This is a genomic window from Mycobacterium sp. 852002-51613_SCH5001154, assembly GCF_001667425.1.
Lineage (GTDB): Bacteria > Actinomycetota > Actinomycetes > Mycobacteriales > Mycobacteriaceae > Mycobacterium.
Genome location: NZ_LZII01000054.1, coordinates 79,132 through 102,409, shown reverse-complemented (window position 1 = coordinate 102,409; position 23,278 = coordinate 79,132). Strand labels below are relative to the sequence as shown.

At 66.9% G+C, this 23,278-nt stretch carries 24 protein-coding genes; 11 read left to right on the top strand and 13 right to left on the bottom strand.

Translation table 11 applies throughout. From position 1 onward, the window contains the following. Together A5750_RS14590 and A5750_RS14585 are read right to left on the bottom strand one after the other, a co-directional pair. Positions 1 to 348: a DoxX family protein gene (locus A5750_RS14590; RefSeq protein WP_231989199.1), complete on the bottom strand. Its 348-nt coding sequence runs from the start codon at positions 346 to 348 to the stop codon at positions 1 to 3. A 68-nt stretch (positions 349 to 416) separates the two neighbouring features. Then, positions 417 to 866 (bottom strand): nitroreductase family deazaflavin-dependent oxidoreductase, encoded by a 450-nt coding sequence (locus A5750_RS14585; protein ID WP_066958056.1) that lies wholly within the window; start codon positions 864 to 866, stop codon positions 417 to 419. A gap of 330 nt (positions 867 to 1,196) precedes the next feature. Here A5750_RS14585 and A5750_RS14580 point away from each other — a divergent pair, with 330 nt between their 5' ends. The 5 genes from A5750_RS14580 (at position 1,197) to A5750_RS14560 (ending at position 6,492) form a co-directional block, all read left to right on the top strand. Continuing rightward, positions 1,197 to 1,553 carry a hypothetical protein gene (locus A5750_RS14580; RefSeq protein ID WP_066957885.1) on the top strand — a complete coding sequence of 119 codons (357 nt, stop codon included), beginning with the start codon at positions 1,197 to 1,199 and terminating at the stop codon, positions 1,551 to 1,553. Continuing rightward, entirely contained in the window at positions 1,550 to 3,073 is a 1,524-nt protein-coding gene (locus A5750_RS14575) for a multicopper oxidase family protein (protein ID WP_067263684.1), read from the top strand. Before A5750_RS14580 ends, A5750_RS14575 begins: the two co-directional genes overlap by 4 nt. 70 nt (positions 3,074 to 3,143) lie before the next feature. Next, positions 3,144 to 3,491 carry a VOC family protein gene (locus A5750_RS14570; protein ID WP_066957889.1) on the top strand — a complete coding sequence of 116 codons (348 nt, stop codon included), beginning with the start codon at positions 3,144 to 3,146 and terminating at the stop codon, positions 3,489 to 3,491. Positions 3,492 to 3,539: 48 nt separating this feature from the next. Next, complete coding sequence (purL, locus tag A5750_RS14565) at positions 3,540 to 5,837, top strand: phosphoribosylformylglycinamidine synthase subunit PurL (RefSeq protein WP_067263681.1); 2,298 nt, start codon at positions 3,540 to 3,542, stop codon at positions 5,835 to 5,837. 19 nt (positions 5,838 to 5,856) lie between these two features. Continuing rightward, positions 5,857 to 6,492 carry a CPBP family intramembrane glutamic endopeptidase gene (locus tag A5750_RS14560; RefSeq protein WP_066957893.1) on the top strand — a complete coding sequence of 212 codons (636 nt, stop codon included), beginning with the start codon at positions 5,857 to 5,859 and terminating at the stop codon, positions 6,490 to 6,492. Here the strand turns inward: A5750_RS14560 and A5750_RS14555 are convergent. Next, positions 6,474 to 7,688 carry an MCE family protein gene (locus tag A5750_RS14555; protein ID WP_066957896.1) on the bottom strand — a complete coding sequence of 405 codons (1,215 nt, stop codon included), beginning with the start codon at positions 7,686 to 7,688 and terminating at the stop codon, positions 6,474 to 6,476. The genes A5750_RS14560 and A5750_RS14555 overlap by 19 nt on opposite strands. Positions 7,689 to 7,707: 19 nt before the next feature. On the opposite strand from A5750_RS14555, the gene A5750_RS14550 reads away from it, so the two are divergent. The 3 genes from A5750_RS14550 to purM all read left to right on the top strand — a co-directional run bounded on the left by A5750_RS14550 (position 7,708) and on the right by purM (position 10,929). Further along, a complete protein-coding gene (locus A5750_RS14550; protein ID WP_067263678.1) occupies positions 7,708 to 8,097 on the top strand; it encodes a sterol carrier family protein in 390 nt (129 codons plus the stop codon). A gap of 139 nt (positions 8,098 to 8,236) precedes the next feature. Continuing rightward, positions 8,237 to 9,763, top strand: coding sequence for an amidophosphoribosyltransferase (purF, locus tag A5750_RS14545; protein ID WP_066957900.1), 1,527 nt, complete (start codon positions 8,237 to 8,239; stop codon positions 9,761 to 9,763). 71 nt (positions 9,764 to 9,834) lie between these two features. After that, positions 9,835 to 10,929, top strand: a complete 1,095-nt coding sequence (gene purM / locus A5750_RS14540; protein WP_066957902.1) for a phosphoribosylformylglycinamidine cyclo-ligase — start codon at positions 9,835 to 9,837, stop codon at positions 10,927 to 10,929. 61 nt (positions 10,930 to 10,990) lie between these two features. Here the strand turns inward: purM and A5750_RS14535 are convergent, their stop codons facing one another. Further along, positions 10,991 to 11,176 (bottom strand): DUF3073 domain-containing protein, encoded by a 186-nt coding sequence (locus A5750_RS14535; RefSeq protein ID WP_066957904.1) that lies wholly within the window; start codon positions 11,174 to 11,176, stop codon positions 10,991 to 10,993. A 146-nt stretch (positions 11,177 to 11,322) separates the two neighbouring features. Next, positions 11,323 to 12,417 (bottom strand): folate-binding protein YgfZ, encoded by a 1,095-nt coding sequence (locus A5750_RS14530; RefSeq protein WP_066957906.1) that lies wholly within the window; start codon positions 12,415 to 12,417, stop codon positions 11,323 to 11,325. A gap of 204 nt (positions 12,418 to 12,621) precedes the next feature. Between A5750_RS14530 and A5750_RS14525 the strand changes: the two genes are divergently transcribed. Next, complete coding sequence (locus A5750_RS14525; protein ID WP_156659782.1) at positions 12,622 to 13,482, top strand: aminodeoxychorismate lyase; 861 nt, start codon at positions 12,622 to 12,624, stop codon at positions 13,480 to 13,482. A 258-nt stretch (positions 13,483 to 13,740) separates the two neighbouring features. On the opposite strand, the gene A5750_RS14520 is transcribed toward A5750_RS14525, so the two are convergent. From A5750_RS14520 to lmeA, 8 genes are all read right to left on the bottom strand, one after another. Continuing rightward, positions 13,741 to 15,276: a sensor domain-containing protein gene (locus tag A5750_RS14520; protein ID WP_067263675.1), complete on the bottom strand. Its 1,536-nt coding sequence runs from the start codon at positions 15,274 to 15,276 to the stop codon at positions 13,741 to 13,743. Between the two features lie 143 nt (positions 15,277 to 15,419). Continuing rightward, complete coding sequence (locus tag A5750_RS14515; RefSeq protein WP_231989198.1) at positions 15,420 to 17,690, bottom strand: hypothetical protein; 2,271 nt, start codon at positions 17,688 to 17,690, stop codon at positions 15,420 to 15,422. 179 nt (positions 17,691 to 17,869) lie between these two features. Continuing rightward, positions 17,870 to 18,526: an FABP family protein gene (locus A5750_RS14510; RefSeq protein WP_066957915.1), complete on the bottom strand. Its 657-nt coding sequence runs from the start codon at positions 18,524 to 18,526 to the stop codon at positions 17,870 to 17,872. A gap of 145 nt (positions 18,527 to 18,671) precedes the next feature. Next, the gene (locus A5750_RS14505; RefSeq protein WP_003877205.1) at positions 18,672 to 18,974 is read right to left on the bottom strand and encodes a DUF1416 domain-containing protein; all 303 of its coding nucleotides are present in this window, start codon (positions 18,972 to 18,974) and stop codon (positions 18,672 to 18,674) included. A 1-nt stretch (position 18,975) separates the two neighbouring features. Next, positions 18,976 to 19,809, bottom strand: a complete 834-nt coding sequence (locus A5750_RS14500; RefSeq protein ID WP_066957917.1) for a sulfurtransferase — start codon at positions 19,807 to 19,809, stop codon at positions 18,976 to 18,978. A gap of 35 nt (positions 19,810 to 19,844) precedes the next feature. Beyond that, positions 19,845 to 20,315, bottom strand: coding sequence for a DUF4395 domain-containing protein (locus A5750_RS14495; protein ID WP_066957919.1), 471 nt, complete (start codon positions 20,313 to 20,315; stop codon positions 19,845 to 19,847). Between the two features lie 106 nt (positions 20,316 to 20,421). Further along, positions 20,422 to 20,511, bottom strand: a complete 90-nt coding sequence (locus tag A5750_RS26620; RefSeq protein ID WP_369816355.1) for an Ms5788A family Cys-rich leader peptide — start codon at positions 20,509 to 20,511, stop codon at positions 20,422 to 20,424. An 84-nt stretch (positions 20,512 to 20,595) separates the two neighbouring features. Further along, entirely contained in the window at positions 20,596 to 21,408 is an 813-nt protein-coding gene (lmeA, locus tag A5750_RS14490) for a mannan chain length control protein LmeA (RefSeq protein WP_066957921.1), read from the bottom strand. Between the two features lie 177 nt (positions 21,409 to 21,585). On the opposite strand from lmeA, the gene A5750_RS14485 reads away from it, so the two are divergent. Next, positions 21,586 to 22,362, top strand: coding sequence for a response regulator transcription factor (locus tag A5750_RS14485; protein WP_066957923.1), 777 nt, complete (start codon positions 21,586 to 21,588; stop codon positions 22,360 to 22,362). Further along, positions 22,359 to 23,270 (top strand): mycothiol synthase, encoded by a 912-nt coding sequence (mshD, locus tag A5750_RS14480; protein ID WP_066957925.1) that lies wholly within the window; start codon positions 22,359 to 22,361, stop codon positions 23,268 to 23,270. Before A5750_RS14485 ends, mshD begins: the two co-directional genes overlap by 4 nt. The last annotated feature ends 8 nt before the right edge of the window (positions 23,271 to 23,278 follow it).

Here is a 23,278-nt window from a genome sequence, read left to right as displayed (position 1 = left end):
CTAGACGGCGGCGGGGTGGGCGATCAGGGTGAGTGCGAAGGTCGCGGCGTTGAGCGTGAGCAGGAACCCCGCGAAGACGAACTGACCGGAAATATCGTTGGCGAGTACATGTGTGTACATCGCGCAGATGAAGAAGATAATTAGCCCGGCCGCCGCCGCGACGCCGATTGCCGGAATCCAGAGTCCGACCACAAGCCCAAGCGCGCCTAGGGTTTTCAAGGTGCCGATGGGAAATCTCAGCCAGGACAGGGGAACCCCGGCCCGTCTCATCGGCGGAATGATGGGCGCGAAATGGAGCAGCGCGCTCACGCCCGAAAATCCGTCGAGGGCAATGGCGATTATCGTCACGACAAGGTACGCAGTGTGCATGTTGGTGGCTTCCGGGGATGGTCGACCGATAGTGGAATCGTCCGGCGTTAGCTCGCCGGAATGGGGTCTAGTCGAAACACGGCGATCCGGCCGGCCAGCGCCTCGACCTCTTCGGGATGGCCGTGACGCACCAGGCCCGAGCGCTTCAAGAAGGCGACACCGACCGGCACCTCGTTCGGGTATTCCCGCAACACCGGGCGGGCCTGCTCGGCGGCCAGCTCAGTTATCCTGACGCGTTGCACCTTTCGGCCCTTGCGGAGCGTCCCGGCGCCGGCTGCGCGTGCATTGCGTGCCCAATCGGCACCGGGGAATCCGGCCACGGCAAAAAGCTGTCCATCCAGCCTGAAGGGTGTCATGGGCGTGCTGCGCGCCTTCCCGGTTTTGCGGCCGGGCACCGTCAACACCATGGGCGGTCCCGTGGGTACCCCGAGCTTTTGCATCGCGATCATGAACTTGTTCATCGGCTTCAGCCAGCGGGGCGGCGTCGGGTTGGACATCATTTCTCCTTGGTGTATTCCGTTGCGGTGAGCGTGGAATCGGCTGTGACGGGACACCGCCGGGGTAGCAACCGACGCCCACTCGCAGCTCGTAATTCAAGGACGGTTCGGCAGCGCCGAAAGTTACAACTGCGTGCGTAACTTTTCGCAGCGTCGTCTCGTCGTCATTCCTGAGCCCGGATGTCCGACGCCATGACGAAGGAGAACCATGACAGCCGCCAAACTGTATGCCGCGGTGACCCTTAACCGAGCGGGTGTGCCGCGATGACGGCGGATAACTCGGACGGCCGACGCTGGCCCCGGGTAGTCGCCCGTGCTACCAGCGCCACATTGGCGATCCTGGCGGTCGCTCAGGCCGCATTCGCCGGCAGTTTCCTGGGCGGGCAGTACGACGCACTGATGCTGCACTCGATCGGCGCCAGGGTGACCACGATGCTCTCCGTCGTGCAGGTGGTTGCGCTCGTGGTCGTCAGCAGAACAGGCGGGCCGCGGTGGCCGATAGCGGTCGGTACGCTCGTGACAATTCTTTTCGTTGCCGAGTTCGCCTCGGGCGAATTGCGGCTGACGGGCCTGCACGTTCCGCTCGGGGTTCTGCTCATTGCTGGAATCGTGCAGCTGACCGCATCGGTTTGGCGTCTGCCGCTGACCGCGCACCCTCTCGCGGAACAGCAGGATGTGGCTCGGTGAATCGGCGCAGCGCGTTGCGGTTGGGCGCCGCCGCGGCAGGGATCAGCGTCGTGGGCGCCAGCTGGCCAATGTCGCACGCACTGCTGGGCTCCGCCGAGTCGGGGCGGCTGATTCGCAGTGAGCCCAAACTGCCCGCCCCCTATCAAGTCCCGCTGCCGATCCCGGAACAATTGACGCCAGTCGGCACCGATGCTCACACCGATTACTACGAGATCACACAGCAGGTCACACAGTTGCGCATCCTGCCCGAGATGACCACTGCGGCATGGACTTACAACACGAGCTTCCCGGGCCCCACCATTGCGTCACGGACCGGCCGACGCACCGTCGTGCGGCACCGCAACGGTCTGCCGGTGCCAGTGGTGGTACATCTGCATGGCGGGCACACCCCGCCAGACCACGATGGATATCCGACCGATTTCATCTTGCCGCAGGGTCAACCCGCCGCGATGGACATGGCACGCAACAGCGTTGTCGGACAACGTGAATACGTTTATCCGATGGATCAGCGGGCCGCAACGTTGTGGTACCACGATCACCGCATGGGCTACACCGGTGCCGCGGTGTGGCGCGGGCTAGCCGGATTTCACCTGGTTCATGACGACGAGGAAGATGCGTTGCCGCTGCCTCGCGGCTCTCGGGATATCCCGCTGATGATCACCGATCGTGCGTTCGCCGCCGATGGCTCGTTTCGCTACCCGGCCGCTGAGTCCGGTGGGGTGACCGGCGACTACATGAACGGCGTCCTGGGTGACGTCATCCTCGTCAACGGTGCGCCATGGCCGGTGCTGCAAACCGATCCGGCCCGCTATCGCCTGCGGCTACTCAACGCATCCAATGCCCGTCGCTACCGGCTGCAATTGGACCCGCAGCCGCCCGGAGGGTCGGCGCTGGTGCAAATCGGCAGTGATGGGGGATTGCTCGCGCGGCCGGTAAGCCATGACTTCATCGACATCGCTCCGGCCGAACGCTTCGAGGTCGCGGTCGACTTCGGCCGCTACCAAAGCGGAACACGCGTGCGTCTACTCAACCTGTTGGGTGCCGGAAGCGCCGCCGAGGTTATGCGGTTCGACATCGTCGGCACCGACCGTGCCGATGATTCGGCGATCCCCGACCGGCTCAGCACAAGCGCCCCCCTAAGCCGAGAGCAAGTGGTGGGCACTCGGACCTTCCTCTTCCGCCTAGGCAGAAGAGGGGTATGGACGATCAACGACCTGCCATATGAACCGGGCCGGCCGCTGGCGCGCCCGAGGATCGGCACGACGGAAATCTGGCGGTTCATCACCGAGTTCCACCATCCCGTTCATGTGCACCTGAACTCCTTCCAAGTGCTGTCCCGCAACAACCGCGCACCCGGACGTTTCGATATGGGCTGGAAAGACACCGTCGACGTCCGCCCGGCCGAGGCGGTGGAAGTCCTCACCCGATTCACCGACTACGCCGGCTCGTACCTTCTGCATTGCCACAACCTCGAGCACGAGGACATGGCCATGATGGCCGACTTCCTGACCATCGCTTAACCGCCGGATTACCGCGGCGATCCGCGCAGTCCTTTCACCCGAGTCACTCCGAGGCCTAAGGTCTGGCGGTATGGCGCTCAACGTGGAGATGATCACTTTCGACTGCAGCGACCCCGCGATGCTGGCCGGATGGTGGGCCGAGCAGTTCGGGGGTACGACGCAGGAGTTGCTCGCCGACGAGTTCACCGCGGTGAGCTTGTCGGAAGGGCCCCGGCTCGGATTCCAGAAGGTGCCCGATCCCACGCCCGGGAAGAACCGGGTGCACCTCGACTTCGGTGCCGCCGACGTTGACGCCGAGGTCTCCCGGCTGACGGCCGGCGGGGCCACGGAGGTCGGCCGGCACACATTCGGCGACAATTTTCGCTGGGTGGTGCTGGCCGACCCGGAGGGCAACGTCTTCTGCGTCGTCGGGCAATAGCCACGCGGCGCCCCACGGCGATGGCGGCGTCGCCCTAGACTGTCTGGCGTGACTGTCTCCGGGACGAGCGCCCGCACCCAGGCGACCGACACCGTCGAGCACGCCGCTGCCAGCCCCGACCAGCCGCAGCCGTTCGCCGAGCTGGGCCTCAAAGAGGACGAGTACGAGCGGATCCGCGAGATCCTGGGCCGCAGACCCACCGACACCGAGCTGGCGATGTACTCGGTGATGTGGAGCGAGCACTGCTCGTACAAGTCGTCGAAGGTTCATTTGCGCTACTTCGGCGAGACCACCACCGACGCCATGCGTGCGGGCATGCTGGCCGGAATCGGCGAAAACGCGGGCGTGGTCGACATCGGTGACGGCTGGGCGGTCACCTTCAAAGTAGAGTCGCACAACCACCCGTCCTATGTCGAGCCCTACCAGGGTGCGGCGACCGGCGTGGGCGGCATCGTCCGCGACATCATGGCCATGGGCGCGCGGCCGGTCGCGGTGATGGACCAGCTTCGGTTCGGCGCCGCCGACGCCCCCGACACGCGCCGGGTGGTCGACGGGGTGGTCCGCGGCATCGGCGGCTATGGCAACTCGCTCGGGTTGCCCAACATCGGCGGCGAGACGGTCTTCGATGCGTGCTACGCCGGCAATCCGTTGGTAAACGCGTTGTGCGTCGGCGTGTTACGCCAGGAAGACCTGCACCTGGCGTTCGCCTCTGGCACCGGAAACAAGATCATCCTGTTCGGCGCGCGCACCGGCCTCGACGGCATCGGTGGGGTATCGGTGCTGGCGTCGGAAACCTTCGACAGCGAAGGGTCCCGCAAGAAGCTCCCGTCGGTGCAAGTGGGCGACCCCTTCATGGAGAAGGTGCTCATCGAGTGCTGCCTCGAGCTCTACGCGGGCGGCTTGGTGATCGGCATCCAGGATCTGGGCGGGGCCGGATTATCCTGTGCCACATCGGAATTAGCATCGGCCGGGGACGGCGGGATGGCGATCGAGCTCGATGCCGTCCCGTTGCGGGCCAAGGACATGACGCCCGCGGAGGTGCTCTGCAGCGAGTCGCAGGAGCGGATGTGCGCGGTGGTGGCGCCGGAGAACGTGGACGCCTTCCTGGCGGTCTGCCGCAAATGGGAGGTGCTGGCCACGGTGATCGGCGAGGTCACCGACGGCGACCGATTGCGGATCACCTGGCGCGGCGAAACGATCGTCGACGTGCCGCCGCGCACCGTGGCGCACGAGGGCCCGGTGTACCAGCGGCCGCTCGCGCGGCCCGAATCGCAGGACGCCCTGAACGCCGACCGGTCCACCGGCCTGCCGCGGCCAACGACCGGGCAGGAGCTGCGCGCGACTCTGCTTGCACTGCTGGGCAGCCCGCACCTGTGCAGCCGTGCCTTCATCACCGAGCAGTACGACCGCTATGTGCGCGGCAACACCGTGCTGGCCGAGCACGCCGATGGCGGCGTGCTCCGTGTCGACGAAACCACCGGCCGCGGCATCGCTTTGTCGACTGACGCGTCGGGGCGCTACACGCTGCTCGACCCCTACGTCGGAGCCCAACTCGCGCTGGCCGAGGCCTACCGCAACGTCGCCGTCACCGGCGCCACCCCCGTCGCGGTGACAAACTGCCTCAATTTCGGCTCTCCGGAGGATCCCGGGGTGATGTGGCAGTTCTCTCAGGCGGTGCGGGGGCTGGCCGATGGTTGTGCGGCCCTTGGCATTCCGGTTACCGGCGGCAACGTCAGCTTCTACAACCAGACTGGGTCGGCGGCGATTCTGCCCACGCCGGTAGTCGGCGTGCTCGGTGTGCTCGACGATGTCGGCCGGCGCATCCCAACCGGTCTGGGCGGCGAACCGGGCCAGGCCCTGATGCTGCTGGGTGATACGCACGATGAACTCGACGGTTCCATCTGGGCGCAGGTGACGGCCGACCACCTGGGTGGGGTGCCGCCCGCGGTGGACCTGGCACGCGAAAGATTATTGGCCGAGGTGCTGACCGCGGCCTCTCGCGACGGACTGGTGTCCGCGGCGCACGACCTGTCCGAGGGCGGGCTTGCGCAGGCGATCGTGGAGGCGGCCCTGGCGGGCGAAACCGGTTGCCGCATCGTGCTTCCCGAGGGTACCGATCCGTTCGTCACGTTGTTTTCCGAGTCGGCGGGCCGGGTCTTGGTGGCGGTGCCGCGCACCGAGGAGAGCCGGTTCCGGGCGATGTGTGAGGCGCGCGGGCTGCCCGCGGTGCGCATCGGCGTCGTCGATCAGGACTCGGACGCGGTGGAGGTTCAGGGCCTATTCACCGCGTCGCTGGAGGAACTGCGCGAGACGTCCGAGGCAGTGCTGCCCCGCCTCTTCGGATGAGACCCAGCAGCGAACCCTGATGGGCCGAACCGGTTTTCGCCGGGCGCAAGCGTTCTCTTTGGCCGCCGCCCTGGTTGGCTGGAGCTTCTTGGGCCCGCGACTGCCCCCGGCGTGGCGCGCCGCGGTCCAGGCCGGCGCGGCCGGCCTGCTGGTGCTGGTGACGCGTGCTCCGCTGGGTCTATCTCCGCCGCGGCTGTGGACGGGGCTGCGGCTTGGGTCGGCGGCCGGAGCGGCGGCGGCAAGCGTGATCGCGGCGACGACGGCGGTGCCGTTGGTGCGGGCATCGATGGCCGAGCGGGAACCGCCCGGATCGGTGCCCGGCTGGTTGCTGCTGCGCATCCCCGTCGGGACCGTCTGGGCCGAGGAGGCCGCGTTCCGCGCCGCGCTGACCGCCGCCGCTTCCGGGGCGTGCGGCCGGTCGGGTGGAATGTTATTGCAAGCGGCGTGCTTTGGGCTCTCCCACGTCGCGGATGCGAGGTCGGCGGGCGACCCGGTGGTGGGCACCGTATTGGTGACGGGCATCGCGGGCTGGTTATTCGGTTGGCTGGCAGACCGTTCCGGCAGCCTCGCCGCGCCCATGTTGGTGCATTTGGCCATCAACGAGGCCGGCGCGATCGCCGCGCTGGGCGTGCGGCGTCACGGGTTGATGGTGTAGTCGCCCAGCTGCCGACCCCACACATGCTCGACGAAAAGTGGTGAGCCGAGTTCGAAGTGGTTGTAGGGGGCCATGCTTGCGCCGGTGTCCATCACCAGAAACGGCGCCGGCCACAACTGCCGAGTGATGGTCTGCCAACAGCCAGGCAGACCGCCGGGACCGCCTCTGGCGTTGGTCCGGGGCAGATTCTCCGGCCAGATGTAGGGATTGGGCGCCCCGGCGATTGCGCCCGCGGCGTGGGCGCCCAACGAGTAGCCGTTGTCGCCGAGGGCGTTGTGGATCTTGGGTCCGACTTCGTTGAAATTCCGAATGGTGCAAAAGATTTCCGGACTGTACTCGTCGAGCAGCTGGCTGGAGCTGACCAGATCGGCGGCCCCCCGCGCCAGGTACGGCCCGCCGCGACCGAATACGTCGGCGCCCGCGCCGCCCAGTCCGGCCGCCGCCAGCAGCGCCGCGTCCAGGTCGGCTTGCTGGCGGTTGAGCGTCCGCGCCGTGGTCACCGCGTGGTCGAGCGCGTCCCACAAGTCCGGCGAGGCGTTGGCGTACGTGTCACCGAGCGCGGCCAACCGCTGGACGTCAACGCGGATTTCGCGCATCTGGGGATTCACGTCGTCGAGGATCGTGTTGCCGTTGACCACAGCGGCGCCGAACTTGTCGCCCAATCCCGTCAGGGCTTGCGCGGCCGCGCTGAGCGTCAGATTCACCTTGACCGGGTCGACTTTCTCCGCGATCGAGATGAGTGTCTCGAACACGGTGTTGAATTCGGTCGTCACGGACCTCGCATCGATCACGGTCGACGGTGTGATCGCTTGGGCTGCGGGCTGAGACGGCGAGTTCAACGCGACGTATTTGTTGCCGAATACCGTGGTCGCCTTGATGGCGGCCGCCACGTTGGCCGGGATCATCGCGACGTACCGGGGGGTGATGTCCAGGACCACCTTGGCGGCCGGCTTGCCGTCGCGGGTGATCTCGGAGATGCTCGCCACCCGGCCGATCTGCACTCCGTTGTAGGTGACCTTGGATCCCGGATCCATCACCAGCCCGGCCCGGGTGGCGACCATGGTGAGCTTCGTCGTCGGCGTGAGGTCGCCACGGAACTGCAAGTACAGGAGCGACCCGGCCAAACCCATGATGATGACCGTCACGAGGCCGACGGTCTTGTACGGTGGCCCGCGCCGCAAGCGACGACGCTCCATGAGTTTGAGACCCTAGGGTATGGCCGCCCGTGAAAAGGCCGATCCGGCAAAGACTCGGCAGGCCGTGTTGGCGGTGGCGGATTGGTTGCGCGACGAATCCCTGCCGGGGCCCGACCGCGAGGGGCTGGCCGCGGCCGTCCGGCTCACCGCCCGCACTCTGGCCGCCGTGGCGCCCGGCGCCAGCGTCGAGGTGCGTATCCCGCCGTTTGTGGCGGTGCAATGCGTCGCCGGGCCGAGGCACACCCGGGGCACGCCTCCCAACGTGGTGGAGACCGATCCGCGGACGTGGCTGTTGCTGGCGACCGGGATGCTGTCCTTCCAGGACGCGAAGGACGCCGGTGCGCTGAGCCTTTCCGGCGCTCGGACGGGTGAGATCGAACACTGTCTGCCCTTGTTCGGTGTCGGCTGAATGACAACTCTGAACTGCAGGTTTAGGGTCGGCTGCGGGAATTTTCGCCGCCCAACACGCGCTGTTAATTCGCGGTCGCGGGCGTCGGACCCGTAGACTCCGTTTCGTCACCAATCGTTCCCCAGGGAGCCGCCCAATCGTGACCGCCGGAGAACCTGAGCAGGACCTGAACTCGCCTCGTGAAGAGTGTGGTGTCTTTGGGGTTTGGGCCCCGGGCGAGGACGTCGCAAAACTCACCTATTACGGCTTGTACGCCCTGCAGCATCGCGGGCAGGAAGCCGCGGGTATCGCCGTCGCCGACGGATCGCAGGTCCTCGTCTTCAAAGACTTGGGCCTGGTCAGCCAGGTGTTCGACGAGCAGACGCTCGCGGCGATGCCGGGCCATGTGGCCATCGGGCATTGCCGCTACTCCACCACGGGCGACACCACTTGGGAGAACGCGCAACCGGTGTTCCGCAACACCGCCGCCGGCACCGGCGTCGCTCTGGGGCACAACGGAAACCTGGTCAACACCGCTGAGCTTGCCGCCCGCGCCCGCGACGCGGGCCTGATCGCCCGGCGCGCCCCCGCCCCGGCCACGACGGACTCCGACATCTTGGGCGCGCTGCTGGCCCACGGCGCGGCCGATTCCACGCTGGAGCAGGCGGCCCTGGATCTGCTGCCAACCGTGCGCGGCGCGTTCTGCCTGACGTTCATGGACGAGAACACGCTGTATGCGTGCCGCGATCCGCATGGGGTGCGGCCACTTTCACTCGGACGGCTGGATCGCGGCTGGGTGGTGGCCTCCGAAACGGCAGCCCTCGACATCGTCGGCGCGTCGTTCGTGCGCGACATCGAGCCGGGCGAGCTGCTCGCGATCGATGCCGACGGGGTGCGCTCCACGCGTTTCGCCAACCCCACCCCCAAGGGCTGCGTCTTCGAATACGTCTACCTGGCGCGTCCGGACAGCACGATCGCCGGCCGGTCCGTGCACGCCACCCGGGTGGAGATCGGTCGCCGGCTGGCCCGCGAATGCCCGGTCGACGCCGACCTGGTGATCGGGGTCCCGGAGTCGGGTACCCCCGCCGCGGTGGGATACGCGCAGGAGTCCGGCATCCCGTACGGACAGGGCTTGATGAAGAACGCCTACGTCGGGCGGACCTTCATCCAGCCGTCCCAGACCATCCGCCAGCTCGGTATCCGGTTGAAGCTCAACCCACTTCGCGAGGTCATCCGAGGCAAGCGGCTCATCGTCGTCGACGACTCGATCGTGCGCGGGAACACCCAGCGCGCGCTGCTGCGCATGCTGCGCGAGGCCGGCGCCGTCGAAGTCCACGTGCGTATCGCGTCGCCGCCGGTGAAGTGGCCCTGCTTCTATGGCATCGACTTCCCGTCGCCGGCCGAACTGATCGCCAACGCCGTGCAGGACAAAGAGGAGATTCTCGAGGCGGTGCGGCACGCCATCGGCGCGGACACCCTCGGCTACATCTCGCTGCGCGGCCTGGTGGCGGCCTCCGAACAACCCGCGTCGCGGCTCTGCACCGCCTGCTTCGACGGCAAGTATCCGATCGAACTGCCCGAGGAGACTGCCTTGGGCAAGAACGTCATCGAGCACATGCTCACCAATGCCGCCCGCGGAGCCGGTCTCGACGATCTGGCACCCGACGAAGTGCCGATCGTCCACTGAGGGACGTCCGGCGCGCCCCTTCCAAGACGTTTGATAACGGCGGTCGGCGGCGCCCGGTAGCCTTTATCGCGATGACGGATCCCGGAAAAAGCCCCGGACGAAGCCCGGGCACCCACGGCATCACCTACGCGTCGGCCGGGGTGGACATTGAGGCCGGCGACCGCGCCGTTGAAATGTTCAAGCCGCTGGCGACGAAGGCCACCAGGCCCGAGGTGCGGGGCGGCCTAGGTGGGTTCGCCGGACTGTTCGCGTTGCGCAACGATTACCGCGAACCGCTGCTGGCGGCGTCCACCGACGGTGTCGGAACCAAACTGGCGGTCGCCCAGGCGATGGACAAGCACGACACCGTCGGCCTGGACCTGGTTGCGATGGTGGTCGACGACCTCGTGGTCTGCGGCGCCGAGCCGCTGTTCCTGCAGGACTACATCGCGGTGGGCCGGACCGTGCCCGAACGCCTCAGCGCGATCGTGGCGGGTATCGCCGAGGGGTGCGTGCGCGCCGGCTGCGCGCTGCTCGGCGGCGAAACGGCCGAGCACCCCGGCCTGATGGAACCGGACCACTACGACATCTCGGCGACCGGTATCGGCGTCGTCGAGGCCGACGACGTGTTGGGTCCCGAACGCGTCAAACCCGGCGACACCATCATCGCGATGGGCTCCTCCGGCCTGCATTCCAACGGCTACTCTCTGGCCCGCACGGTGCTGCTCGAGATCGACCGGATGAACTTGGCGGGTTATGTGGAGGAGTTCGGCCGCACGCTGGGCGAAGAGCTCTTGGAACCCACCCGGATCTACGCCAAAGACTGCCTGGCGTTGACCGCCGAAACCCATGTCCGCACGTTCTGCCATGTCACCGGCGGCGGATTGGCCGGCAATCTGCAACGCGTCATCCCGCACGGCCTGGTCGCCGAGATCGACCGCGGGACCTGGACGCCAGCACCGGTGTTCGCCATGATCGCCCAGCGTGGCCGGGTGACGCGCGAGGAGATGGAGAAGACGTTCAACATGGGCGTGGGCATGGTCGCCGTCGTCGCCCCGGAGGACACCGACCGGGCCCTGGCCATCTTGACGGCCCGCCACCTGGACTGCTGGGTGTTGGGAACCGTCTGCAAAGGCGGTAAAGAGGGCCCGCGGGCAAAGCTCGTCGGGCAGCACCCGAGATTCTAAAAGCCGGGAGCCGGGCTAGCGCCGTGCCGAAGCGGATGGCACCGGCGCAGTGGTGCTGGTCTTAGCGACGCCAGTCGTCGCTGTCTGCCCAGGAGTCGGCGACGCCGTCGTCCTCCAGGTCGGTGGAGTCGTCGGCACCCGTTCCTGCCAGCTCTTGCTGAAGCCGCTGGAAGTCGGTCTGCGGGGAACTGTATTTGAGTTCTCGAGCAACCTTGGTCTGCTTTGCCTTAGCCCGGCCGCGGCCCATGGGGGAACCCCCTCGCGCAATAACGGAGCGGCCTAACGAGTAGGCGGCTCCGATCTCCTGGTGTCGTTATTGTCCTGCTGACAGTTTACCGTGCCTTACGGTCGGGTGTCGGTCCCCCCTGCCGCTGTGGCGGACGTCATTCACAATTATCTCGCACCGCCCCGCAAGCGTTCAACGGCCAGCCGTCCCGCGCCGATCTGCTCTGCGGCCGGCAGCGAATCCGGGTCGATCACCGCAGCCACCGAAGCCTGCGGGCCGGTCGCCAGTTCCGTGTCGGCGGGCACCCCGCGTTTGAGTAGCGCCAGGGCCACCGGCCCGAGGTCCACGTGGTCCACCACGGTGCCAAGGCGACCGACCGCGCGACCGCCGGCGAGCACCGGGTCACCCGTCGAGGGCCGCTCGACCGAACCGTCGAGGTGCAACAACACCAGCATCCTGGGCGGTTTACCGAGGTTATGCACCCGCGCGACTGTCTCTTGCCCCCGATAACAGCCCTTGTCCAGGTGGACGGCGCCCCCGCCGGGACCGCCGATCCACCCCACCTCGTGCGGAATCGTGCGCTCATCGGTGTCGACGCCCAATCGCGGGCGCAGCGCCGCCACCCGGTGCGCTTCGTACGCCCACACCCCCGCAGGTCGCAGGCCCGCCTGCACCAAACGTTCCTGCCAGCCCGCGGACTGGCCGCGCGGGACCACCAAATCCAGTTCGATCTGGCCGGCGGGACCGCCGGGCATCCGTCGCAGAAAGCCCCCGCCGGCCACCGGGATCGCCGTCAGCTCGGCGGGCAGGGCGTCCACGCCGAGCGTGTCGAGCACCGCCCGGTCGCACAGGCGCGGCCCCAACAGCGAAAGCACCGCCATGTCGGCGGCAGCCGGGGTGACATCAGACCAGAAGACCATCTTGCGCAGGTATTCCAGCAGCGGTTCGCCGCGCCAGGGTTCGGTATCCAGGTAGGTGGTGCCGCCGAGTTCGGTTTGGACCCAGTGGTCCTCGACGCGGCCCTGACCGTCGAGGCTGAGGTTCTGCGTGCTGGCGCCCTCGGCGAGGTCGCTGACGTGCTGAGTGGAGATGCTGTGCAGCCACTTCTGGCGATCGCTACCGGTCAGGGTGAGGACGGCGCGGTGCGAGCGGTCCACCACGACCGCAGCGGTTTCGGCCGCGCGCTGCTCGCCCAGGGGATCGCCGTAATGCCAGACGGCGCCCGCGTCGGGTCCGGCATCGGGCGCGGGGACTGGATTCATGTGCGCCGCTCCTCTCCCCCGCAAGCGGGAGGTACCCCCACATCGCTAGGCTCCGCATCGTCGCCGGCGCGATTCACACGTCAACTCTACGGATTAGCCGCGACCGCGTCGCCGAGCGTGCGGCTGGCCGCACACCCGCCGCCGAGCGTGCGGCGGGCCGCACACCCGCGGCTAGGCTTTACCTCCATGGCAGGCCAGGCGGGTGTGATCGTCACGCTGGACGGCGCGATTCATCCGCCGGACGCGCCTCTGCTGCACGCCGACGACTTGGCGGCGGTTCGCGGCGACGGCATCTTCGAGACGCTGCTGGTTCGCGACGGCAGACCCTGCCTGGTCGAGTCCCATCTGCAGCGGCTGACCCAGTCGGCGAGGCTGATGGACCTGCCCGAGCCCGACCTGCCGAGCTGGCGCGATGCGATCGACCTGGCCACTCGGCAGTGGGTCGCGGACACCGCTGACGAAGGCGCGATGCGGCTGATCTACAGCCGCGGCCGGGAGGGCGGGACGACGCCGACTACCTACGTGATGGTCAACGCCGTCCCCGAACGAGTGACGGCGGTCCGGCGCGAGGGCCTGGCCGCGATGACGTTGGACCGTGGACTGCCCGCCGCCGGCGCCGACGCGATGCCGTGGCTGCTCGCCGGCGCCAAGACCCTGTCCTATGCGGTCAACATGGCCGCCCTGCGTCATGCCGCCCGGCAAGGCGCCGGCGACGTCATCTTCGTCAGCTCGGACGGCTACATCCTGGAAGGACCGCGCTCGACGGTGGTGATCGCAACGGAGGCCGGTGGGGACCTGTGCCTGCTGACACCGCCGCCGTGGTATCCGATTTTGCGTGGCACCACGCAGCAGGCCCTCTTCGAGGTGGCGCGGACCAAGGGCTACGACTGCGACTACCGCGCGTTGCGGCTTGCCGATCTCAATGCGGCGCAGGGGATCTGGCTGGTCTCGAGTATGACGTTGGCTGCCCGCGTACACACGCTCGACGGTCGGCCGCTGCCCCGGTCTCCGCTGGCCGCCGAATTCGCCGCACTGGTCGACTCGGCGATCGTCAGTGATCGCTAAGCGCTGAATTGTGTTGTCGGCTTGCGGAATCCCGGGTACGGTCGGCCGTACACAAGAAGGGAGGTGGTCCGCGAAATTGATAGCTTCATGGACATGTGAGGTGGCTGCGCGCTAGCAGCAGTGGCTTTCGAAGAGCCGGCGATTTACGCGCGCTGGCGAATTCCCCGTAGCCACCCGGCCCCCGAGCTTCCGGTCTGTCCAACCAGGAGCCTTGCTCGGGGGCCGCTCCATGTCACGACACCGGAGAGCCGTGCGCGTTCACTTCACGTTGGCGGCCATCGCATCGGCGATCTGACCGCCTTGGTCCTGGATGCCCACTTCGCAGGCCATGACGTCGAGCACAACATCAGCTACCGCGCTCAGCACGCGCTCGCAGGATGCACGGCTGGGATCTCCCGGCTTGCGCGACAGGGTAATTCTTGACGGAGCCTCGACCACGTTCCCGAAGGTCCAGTTGGCCTTGTTATTGAACCGCACGGTTAAGCCATTGCAAGCCTTCCATTTCTGGGTCGATGCCTTCAGGAAATCATTGGCTTCCGCTGCGCTTTTGAAGCTGACCGCGGCTTGGTAAACGCGGTAGCTGCTGTCCGCCGTATCCAAGCCCTGCCCGCTGACTCCCGTCGGCGTGAAGCCTTGGTAGGCGGACTGCCGAATCGGATCGAACGCGGCGAAGCAAGCCGGATTTGACAAGTTCTCGTCCGGACGTAGCCGCGTGGTCGTCTCGCTGCTCGCGATTTCCAGGGTTTGTGGCGCTGCCATGATGGTGGTCACCTGCCCAGCGTCGAGCAAAAGCGAGTCCAGCCGCGCGTTCGGCTCCGGCGCGGGCGCCGCCTGCCCGGTCGCCCCCTGTGGGGGCGCTACCGTGGCCGCCCCCGTCGCCGTAGCACGTGTCCCGGCCGGTGCCTTCTTCGAAGTTGATCCCTGGCTCATGACGACAACCCCCACCACGATTGCGACGACGACCGCGAGCGCGGCTCCGCCGATGATGATGAGCCGCCTCTTGGAATCGCCGCCGGCCGAGGCAGGGACCGCGGTCGCGGTTGATGCGCCGCCTGGTGTCGTCGCAGTGGCCGTGCCTTCCGAAAAGGTCTTCGGCGCCTGCGCCTTGGCGTCGGGTGTCGTCGGCGACTCTTCCTGGTCAGAGTCGATCGACGCCAGCACATTGTCGATGTCGTTTCGGGTGCGGTAGGTGACGTCGTGGCGCAGACGCAGCATCCGCAACAGTTGGGCGATGTCGCTGCGGGCGCTCGGGTCGTCGCCGTCCTCATCGAGTCCGGATCTGAGTTCGACCAACAATTGGAGCTGCTGCTGCGGGCTGAGCTCCTTCTCGGCAAGCATGTCGCCCAACCGTGTTATGTAGCCGAACGGGACGGGCGGCTCGTCGGGCAGCGGATCGGGCAAGGGGTGGGGCTTAGCGGTGAGCGAGTGCACGGCGGTGACCAGTTGAATGCCGGCGTCAACGGTCGGATTCCGGTAGTCGATGATCTGCAATGCGGCAAGCGGATTCACGCGCATGCTGCCTATGTCGCCGATGCGAACCGGAAGGATCGGCTTGTTCAAAGCCTGCGCGTAGCGCAGCTCGGACTGACTGGGTTTGGACTGTAACCAGTTGCTTGAGAGCGCGACGAGGAACAGGTCGCAGGCACGGATCTGCTCGAGGATCTTGGCCCACCAGGAGTCGCCGCCGCCTAGCTCTTGGTCGAACCACACTTGCTGTTGGGCGCGGCGAAGGGCGGCCGCCAGGGCATCGACCGTTGACCTGTCCTGGCTCGAGTAGCTGAGAAACAGCGCCATCACAGTCTCCTAAGGTGAGGCCGAGCGAACCAAGTTGGCCATAGCCCGCATGCGACCTTCCACATGCGCCGATACCGTATCAGTGCTAGACCCTTTCGGGATGGCCAATTCAGCGCCATTCGAGTCGATTGCGCCCTCGACGCTTATCGCTCGTCGCCATTCAAAATATGGCTTTCTTGGGTGGGCTGAAATTCGGCGTAGCGCCGCCCGAATTCCTCGCCGGGAACGGGCCATTGTTCGCCGGTCTCCCCGCGTACGATCCAGTCGCCCTCGGCGGCGATGGTGGGGCCCTCCAGGGTGTTGACCGTTTCACCAGCGTGCGCGGGACGTGCCTGAACGCAGCCCCTGCGTTGCCATTTCCCGTCAATTGCCGGTTCATACGTGTCGCGGAAAATGGCGTCGCGCACGGACCAGATCTTTCCGTCTTCCTGGAGCGCCCAGTCGCCGGCGTCGGCGCGCATGGTGTGCCCGGAATCCGACGTCCACGTCCACGGGGCGTCGCGTTGTTCCGCGCTGACCGTCCCGACCCGAGTGAAGGATTGCCACATCGGGCGCGACCGGAAGCCCAGCTGGCGCAGGCTCCACAAAGTACCCGCCAAGCTCCGCACAGCGGTATTGAGCAAGTCCGGCGTGCTTTCCACCACCGACCAGTCGACCAGCTTGTCGTGGATCTTTCGTGAATCATCGCGAGGCGAACCGTATTTCCAGCCGTGGTCGCGGTAATAGCGACACCAGTCCTCGTGCTCAGCCCGCGCCATGCTCATCGCGGAATCCCGGTCGAAGCCCATCAGAGCAAGCTGCTCCAATGGCGGCAATCCCACCATGTCGTTCCCGGAAAGTTGCGCCGGTGGGCTGCCCCACGTATTCCAGGTGTGCCCCGCGATGTTTTCCACCATCCACAGGGCGTTGCGTACCTGACGTCGGTTGGACCCGCGGTAGAACTCATTGAGGTCGGCCCACGGCATCGCGGCCGGCGACCGCGGCCCCCCCGGGTCGATCGTCGAGACATAGCGCTCGTGAATCAGCCTCGCCGCACGCTCCCAAGCATCCTGGACTCGGCCCTCACGACTGTCGAGCACCAGCGAGTACGACTGCAGCATTCCCACGACCCGGATCGCGTCGTCAGCGAGGTTGGTGTTGAGATCCGATGCGTAAACTGGCATCTCGGGGAAGCGCGCAGCCAGCCTACTTGCCATCGCTGCCTGAGTGTCGACCAAAATCACCGCGCTGGTCTTCGGGTCGGCATCGCCAATCAAACGCAGCATGGTGGGTACCGTTGCTGCCTCCGATACCGCATCGATCGCCGGTCCATCCGACATGAAGCCGGCCTGCTGGCGATGAAAGTCGTGATCCCGCAAGTAGTCGTCGGCGTCGCGTTCGACGAGGGTGAGCGCCGGTAGCGGGAGTGCATCCGGAGGCGTATAGAAGTCACGCTCGAGGGCGCGGCGGGTCAGGTCCGCGCACAACGCCAGGGTTAATTGCGAAGTGCCGCATACGAATACCCGCTGAATTGTCTGGGCGTCGATGATGCTGTCGAGGAGCCGGGCTGCGGTCACCTCGTACTTTCCGATCACGTCGGCCGCCCACCGGGTGTCCGATCCACCGAATTGCTGGGCGCGCCACGCTTCGGCCAACCACGGGTCGTCCATGCGCACGATGAGCGGCAACCGCTGCTTGTGACCGACCTCGGCGAGCCGACGACCGATCAGGTCAAGCCACAACAGATTGATCGCCGGATCGGGCGCCATCAAGTAGAGCCGTGCGAGGTGGCGCCACAGTCGCAGCGACACAAGGGTGGACGGCGTGCTGAAATCGACCAGCACCACTCGGGCACCCTGCCTGCGGGCCCGCTGTACGTGGTCGTCACCCGCGTTGGTGATCACCACCAAGGTGTTGCGACGGTCCAACGTCTCCGCGATCCCGCTGATCATCGCCTGGGTCTCGTCGTCAATGCCCACGATGACAGTGACGGAGTCTGCGAGGTTCGCCCGTAATCGGTCCACCTGGGACCGAAAGGCCGCGATAACAACGCCACCCAATCCAGTGAAGATCGCGGCCAGGGCGGTCACCCGTGCCACCTCCAAGGCGATTGGGGTGGGCACAGGGCAGGGTTGTCCGCTCAGCGAGAAATCACCGGTGCTGCCCTTGACTAACGAGGCGGTAGCCATCAGCGGGGTGAACAGCGCCGGGTGGTTTGCATCGTGGCAAGACCAAAAGGAGCTGAGGCCGAGTATGGCGGTCAAACCGATCAGGGCCGCGATAACGGTGAACGAGATACCTGTTGCGCGGCCGCCGCCCGTCGATCGGAACGCCATGACGAATAACGCCAGGATCGCCAAGGTCACCAACAGCGTCGGCCCCGAGCCGGGCTGACCGAACCACCTCAACCACGCCGGCAATGCGTCCCTGCTCACAGGCCGCAGCGCCAAGAGGCACAGATAGCCAAGGAGAAGCAGGCCGGCAACGGACGCGATACGGCGGACAGGAGGGGACGTCGTCACACTACGACGCATCCGCCGACCTCCTCAGATCGTGGTTGCACGCACATGATGACACTGGAGACGACCGCTTGGAGGCTGAATGAGCTGGGCGGTTACCCGGCGTACCGCGAGAGCCGCGCCGAAAGGTGGGGAACGAGGCCGCCGTCGGCGTCCACCCGTTCCTCGACATAGGCCAGGTCGCCGCCCTCGACGATCCCGTAGAGCCGTTTGGCACCGCCGACCAGCACACCCGATCGGCTGCGGGCCAGCGCATCGGTCACCAGCTCCCACGACGACTGGGTACGGGGCCGTCCGTAGAACAGTTCCACGTACCCGGCCGAGTGGGCCAACAGCAACTCGATGGCCTGAGACTCGGTGGGGTCGTCGGGATCGCTGACAAAGCGCCAGAAGCCCGTTTCGCGCAAGCCGTGTGCCTGGTAATCGCCCGTCTCGTCGAGCCGCCACGAGCGGGATTCCCAGTTCAGGTAGTCGCCGCCGTCGTGCGAGACCACAATCTGCTGGCCGAAACGGTAATCCCCGTCGTGTCCGCGGCCCTCGCCTTCTCCGCGCCACACACCGACGAGCGGCAGCAGCGCCAGCAGTGCGTCATGCAGGTTGGCGCCTTCGCGCAGGTTGGCGGTGTCGGCGGGAAGCGGCAGGTCGTCGAAGGCGGGAATGTTGCGGCCGGCGGTCAGCTTGGCGCGCTCAGCGGCGGCGGCCACCGCGCGATCGCCGGAGCTCGCAGAAGAACCCAGGTCGTCAGCGGTCACGATTCGTCGGTGATGAGCCGGTACAGCGTGTAGAGCGCGAACCATGAGATCACCACGACGGCGACGACCAGCATGATCTCGAAGAAGAGCACCACGGGGACAAGTCTATTCGCCGCGGGAGATCCCGGTCAGGGCAGCCGGGGTCTCAGGCGATCTTGACGTCCACCTCGTGGATGCCCGCGCCCGACGGGGTCACCACGGCGTTCCCGTTGCCGGCCGCCGACAACGCCCGCAGCGTCCAGGACCCTGGCGCCGCGAAGAATCGGAAGTCGCCCGTGGCCGACGCGACGACCTCGGCGGTGAACTCGTCCGACGAGTCGAGCAAGCGGACGAACGCGCCACCCACCGCCTGGCCGTCGCTGTCCACGACCCGGCCGGTGATCACCGTTTCCTTTTCCAAGTCGACGCTGGCGGGCAACGTCACTCCTTGCTTCGGGGCAGAGCACATATCAGCTTCCCAACTCAATCGGGGCACCCACCAGGGAGCCGTATTCCGTCCAACTTCCGTCGTAGTTCTTGACGTTTTTGTGGCCGAGTAATTCCCGGAGCACGAACCAGGTGTGCGACGAACGCTCTCCGATGCGGCAGTACGCGATCGTTTCCTTGGTGCCGTCCAGTCCGGCGTCGGCGTAGAGCTTGGCCAACTCCTCGTCGGATTTGAAGGTTCCGTCCTCGTTGGCGGCCTTGCTCCACGGCACGTTGATCGCTCCGGGGATATGGCCGGGACGCTGGCTCTGCTCCTGCGGCAGATGCGCCGGCGCCAGGATCTTGCCGGAGAACTCGTCGGGTGAGCGCACGTCGACCAGGTTCTTGGCGTTGATGGCAGCGATGACCTCGTCGCGGAAAGCCCGGATGCTGTTGTCCGGGGCGGCGGCGGTGTAAGAGGTTGCGGGCCGGGTGACCGTGTCGCTGGACAGTGCACGCCCATCGAGTTCCCACTTCTTACGGCCGCCGTCGAGCAGCTTGACCTTGTCATGGCCGTACAGCTTGAAGTACCAGTAGGCGTAGGCGGCGAACCAGTTGTTGTTGCCGCCGTAAAGGATCACGGTGTCGTCGTTGGAGATGCCGCGTTCGCTGAGCAGTTTCGAGAATTGCTGCGCATCGACGAAGTCCCGCTTCACCGGGTCCTGCAAGTCGGAACGCCAGTCCAGCCTGATCGCGCCGGGGATGTGGCCGGTGTCGTATGCGCTGGTGTCCTCGTCGACTTCGACGAAGACGACACCGGCTGCGTCGAGATTGCTCTCGGCCCAGTCCGCGGAGACCAGGACGTCGGAGCGTGCCATGCGGGGGATCCTTTCGATCGCTTTCTATGAACAGGTCATGTGGTGCGCGCGGCTCCTCGGAAACGCGCAACCAGTGGGTAGAGCTGGCAACCCAGGCAGATGCCGAAGGCGGCGTTCAGGAACGCGGCGACCAGCGCCCCGGCGGTGGCGATGACGCCGACCAAGAAGGCGCCCGCGGCGAACGCGACGGCACCCACGAGCGCAAAGATCAAGCCGACGAGTTGGGCGAACTTCAGCGGTGCGACCGGTTCGCGCTCGGTGACGGGGCCGATCCGGGGTGCAACGACGAGGGCGAATATCCGCCCATAGGGATGCTTGCGCGGGCCGCCCGCGGCGCCGATGGCGAAGACAATGGCCTGCACCCCCAGAATGACCGCCGCCGCCAGCGGACTCGCGGCGGACACGGCAAGCGTGAGCACCAGGACCGCGGTGGTCACCCAGGCGGCGAACCTGGGGCCGCGCACGTCGACGGTGTCCGGCTGGGTGTTGGTGTTGCTGATCGGCACGGTACTACTCCTGAATACGCCTGCTGCTGAGGGAACGAACGACGGGAGACGGGCCACGGTAACGTTCCGGGGCTGCTCCGAGTGCGGCGCGAAAGTGCGCGGCGACTCAGCAGCTACAGCGACAGCAACAGCCCGCGGTGCGGCACAGATCGACTGCGCGGCGTTGGGTGAGCAGGGGCTCAATGCGGGCTAGCACGTCGGCAAGCTTACCGAATGACGTTCAGTGATCAAATCCAGCGGCGGTCGCCCCGCGGACCGCAAGCCGTCGGCGATGGCGGGGTCACGACTGCTTGAAGCCGTCCAGATCGACGGTCACTCCATAACTGATGCCCTCGATGATCACGTCTGAGCCGCGCGCGCCCTCGGTCTTCGGTGCCACCCCGAACGGGAGCCGCTGGTTGGGCACCCTGGTGGTGAAGGCGCGCAGCACCGCATCCCGCTTGTCATCCGGAACGGCTTGATCCGCGGTGTCCGCCCCGGTCAGGACGCCGGTCGGAGTGATCACCAGCGTCGACTGGTCGTCCGGGGCGATGGAAAGGTCCACCGAGACGCTGACCCGGTGCTCGAAGTTGGCCGAGTGCGGGGTGCCGCTGAACACCAGACCGTGGCTGTCGGAGATGCCCGACGCGGTGACGCCGCCGGTGGCGGTATTGGTCTCCTTCGGCGGCGCCTCGACCATCAGGTCGCTGATGCCCAGATAGCGGCCCAGGTGGGTCGAGCCGATGATGATGCGGCTCTCCAGTTTGCCCACCGGCAGCTTCGCGGCGGGTTCGATCAGCCAAGACGTGTGGGTCAGGTCGACCGCGTACATGGTGGCTTCGAGGGTGGCCTTGCCGACCGTTGCATGGTCGACGGCGTTGGCTTTGATCTCCACCTGGTTGTAGTGGTGGCGCATCGCCTGCGGGATGAAGGGAAACGCCACGATGGCCACGAACGGCTCGGACCTCAGATTGGCCGCCTTGCGCACGCTGCAGGACAGCCGGTATTCGGCGTAGATGCTGCTTCCGTAGTCGACAACAACGGCACCGACCACAACAGCGGCCAGCGCGATCGCCACGGCCACCACCCCGATCAGGACCTTGCGCACCCGCATATTGTCGCGTAGCCCCCTGCGCGCCGTGCCGCGGACCACCCGGGTGGCGGGGCTCACACTGCATCGTCACCACGCAAAAATGGCAGGTGGCAAGTTATCGTTAGGTGGCCTGGCAACTAACGCGTCGTTGCGTTGCGAATTGTGGAAGATGCCGTTCCCCCGAGCTGGAGGGGCTAGTTGGAGCTATTACTGCTGACCTCGGAGCTGCATCCCGACCCGGTCCTGCCGTCGTTGTCGCTGCTTCCCCACACCGTCCGCACGGCACCGGCGGAGCCGTCCTCGTTGCTCGAGGCTGGGACTGCGGACGCCGTGCTGGTGGACGCGCGCACCGATTTGTCGTCGGCCCGTGGCCTTTGCCGGCTGTTGAGCACCGCGGGCCGGTCGGTCCCCGTCTTGGCTGTCGTGAGTGAAGGTGGTCTGGTGGCGGTCAGCGCCGACTGGGGGCTGGACGAGATCCTGCTGCCGAGCACCGGGCCCGCCGAGATCGACGCCAGGCTGCGGCTGGTGGTCGGGCGCCGCGGCGGGCTGGCCGACCAGGAAAGCGCCGGCAAGGTGAGCCTGGGTGAGCTGGTGATCGACGAGGGCACCTACACCGCGAGACTGCGGGGCCGCCCGCTCGACCTGACCTACAAAGAGTTCGAGTTGCTCAAGTACCTCGCCCAGCATGCCGGGCGGGTATTCACCCGCGCGCAGCTCCTGCACGAAGTCTGGGGATACGACTTCTTCGGCGGCACCCGCACCGTGGATGTCCACGTGCGTCGGCTGCGCGCCAAACTCGGCCCCGAATACGAGGCATTGATCGGCACCGTCCGCAACGTCGGCTACAAAGCCGTCCGGCCTGCACGTGGCCGCGCCCCGATCGCCGACGCCACTGACGACGAAGCCGCCGCCGACGTCGAGTCCGACTCGGAGGAAATGCAAGAACCCCTGGGCGACCCGTTGCGCAGTCAGTGACCGCGCCCGAGTGGCGCTCGGCGCTGACCGCGGACGAGCAGCGGCAAGTGCGCGAACTAGTCACGGCGACAACGGAATTCGATGGGGTGGCGCCCGTCGGTGAACAGGTGCTGCGCGAGCTCGCGCACGATCGCACCGGGCATCTGCTCATCACCGAGACCGACGGGACCGTCGGTTACCTCAATCTCTCGCACGACGCAGAAGCCGCGATGGCGGAACTCGTCGTGCATCCGCGGGTCCGCCGGCACGGCTTCGGGACGGCGCTGGCGCGTGCGGCCCTGGCCGAGACCGGCGGACGGAACCGGTTCTGGGCGCACGGCACACTCGAGCCGGCCCGGGCCACCGCCGACGCGCTGGGCCTCGTCCCGGTACGCGAATTGCTGCAGATGCGCCGCACGCTGCGTGACACCCACGACTTGGTCCGGCCCGTTCCCGGCGTGCGGGTCCGCACCTACGCGGGAACGGCCGACGACGCTGAACTGCTGCGAGTCAACAACGCCGCCTTCGCCGACCATCCCGAACAGGGCGGCTGGACCGAAACGCAGCTGGCCGAGCGGCGCAACGAGCCGTGGTTCGACCCGGACGGCTTGTTCCTCGCTTTCGGCGTCTCCGAAACCGATCAGCCGGGCAAGCTGCTGGGCTTCCATTGGACCAAGGTGCATCCCGATCAACCCGGCCTGGGGGAGGTCTACGTCGTGGGCGTCGACCCGTCGGCGCAGGGGCGGGGTCTGGGACAGATGCTGACGGCCATCGGGATCGGGTCGTTGGCGCAGCGGCTGGCCGGGGCGGCCGAACCGACCGTGCTGCTCTACGTGGAGTCGGACAACGTCGCCGCGGTGCGCACCTACCAGCGCCTGGGCTTCACCACCTACAGCGTGGACACCGCCTACGCCGTCGCCTCCGACTGACGGACGCG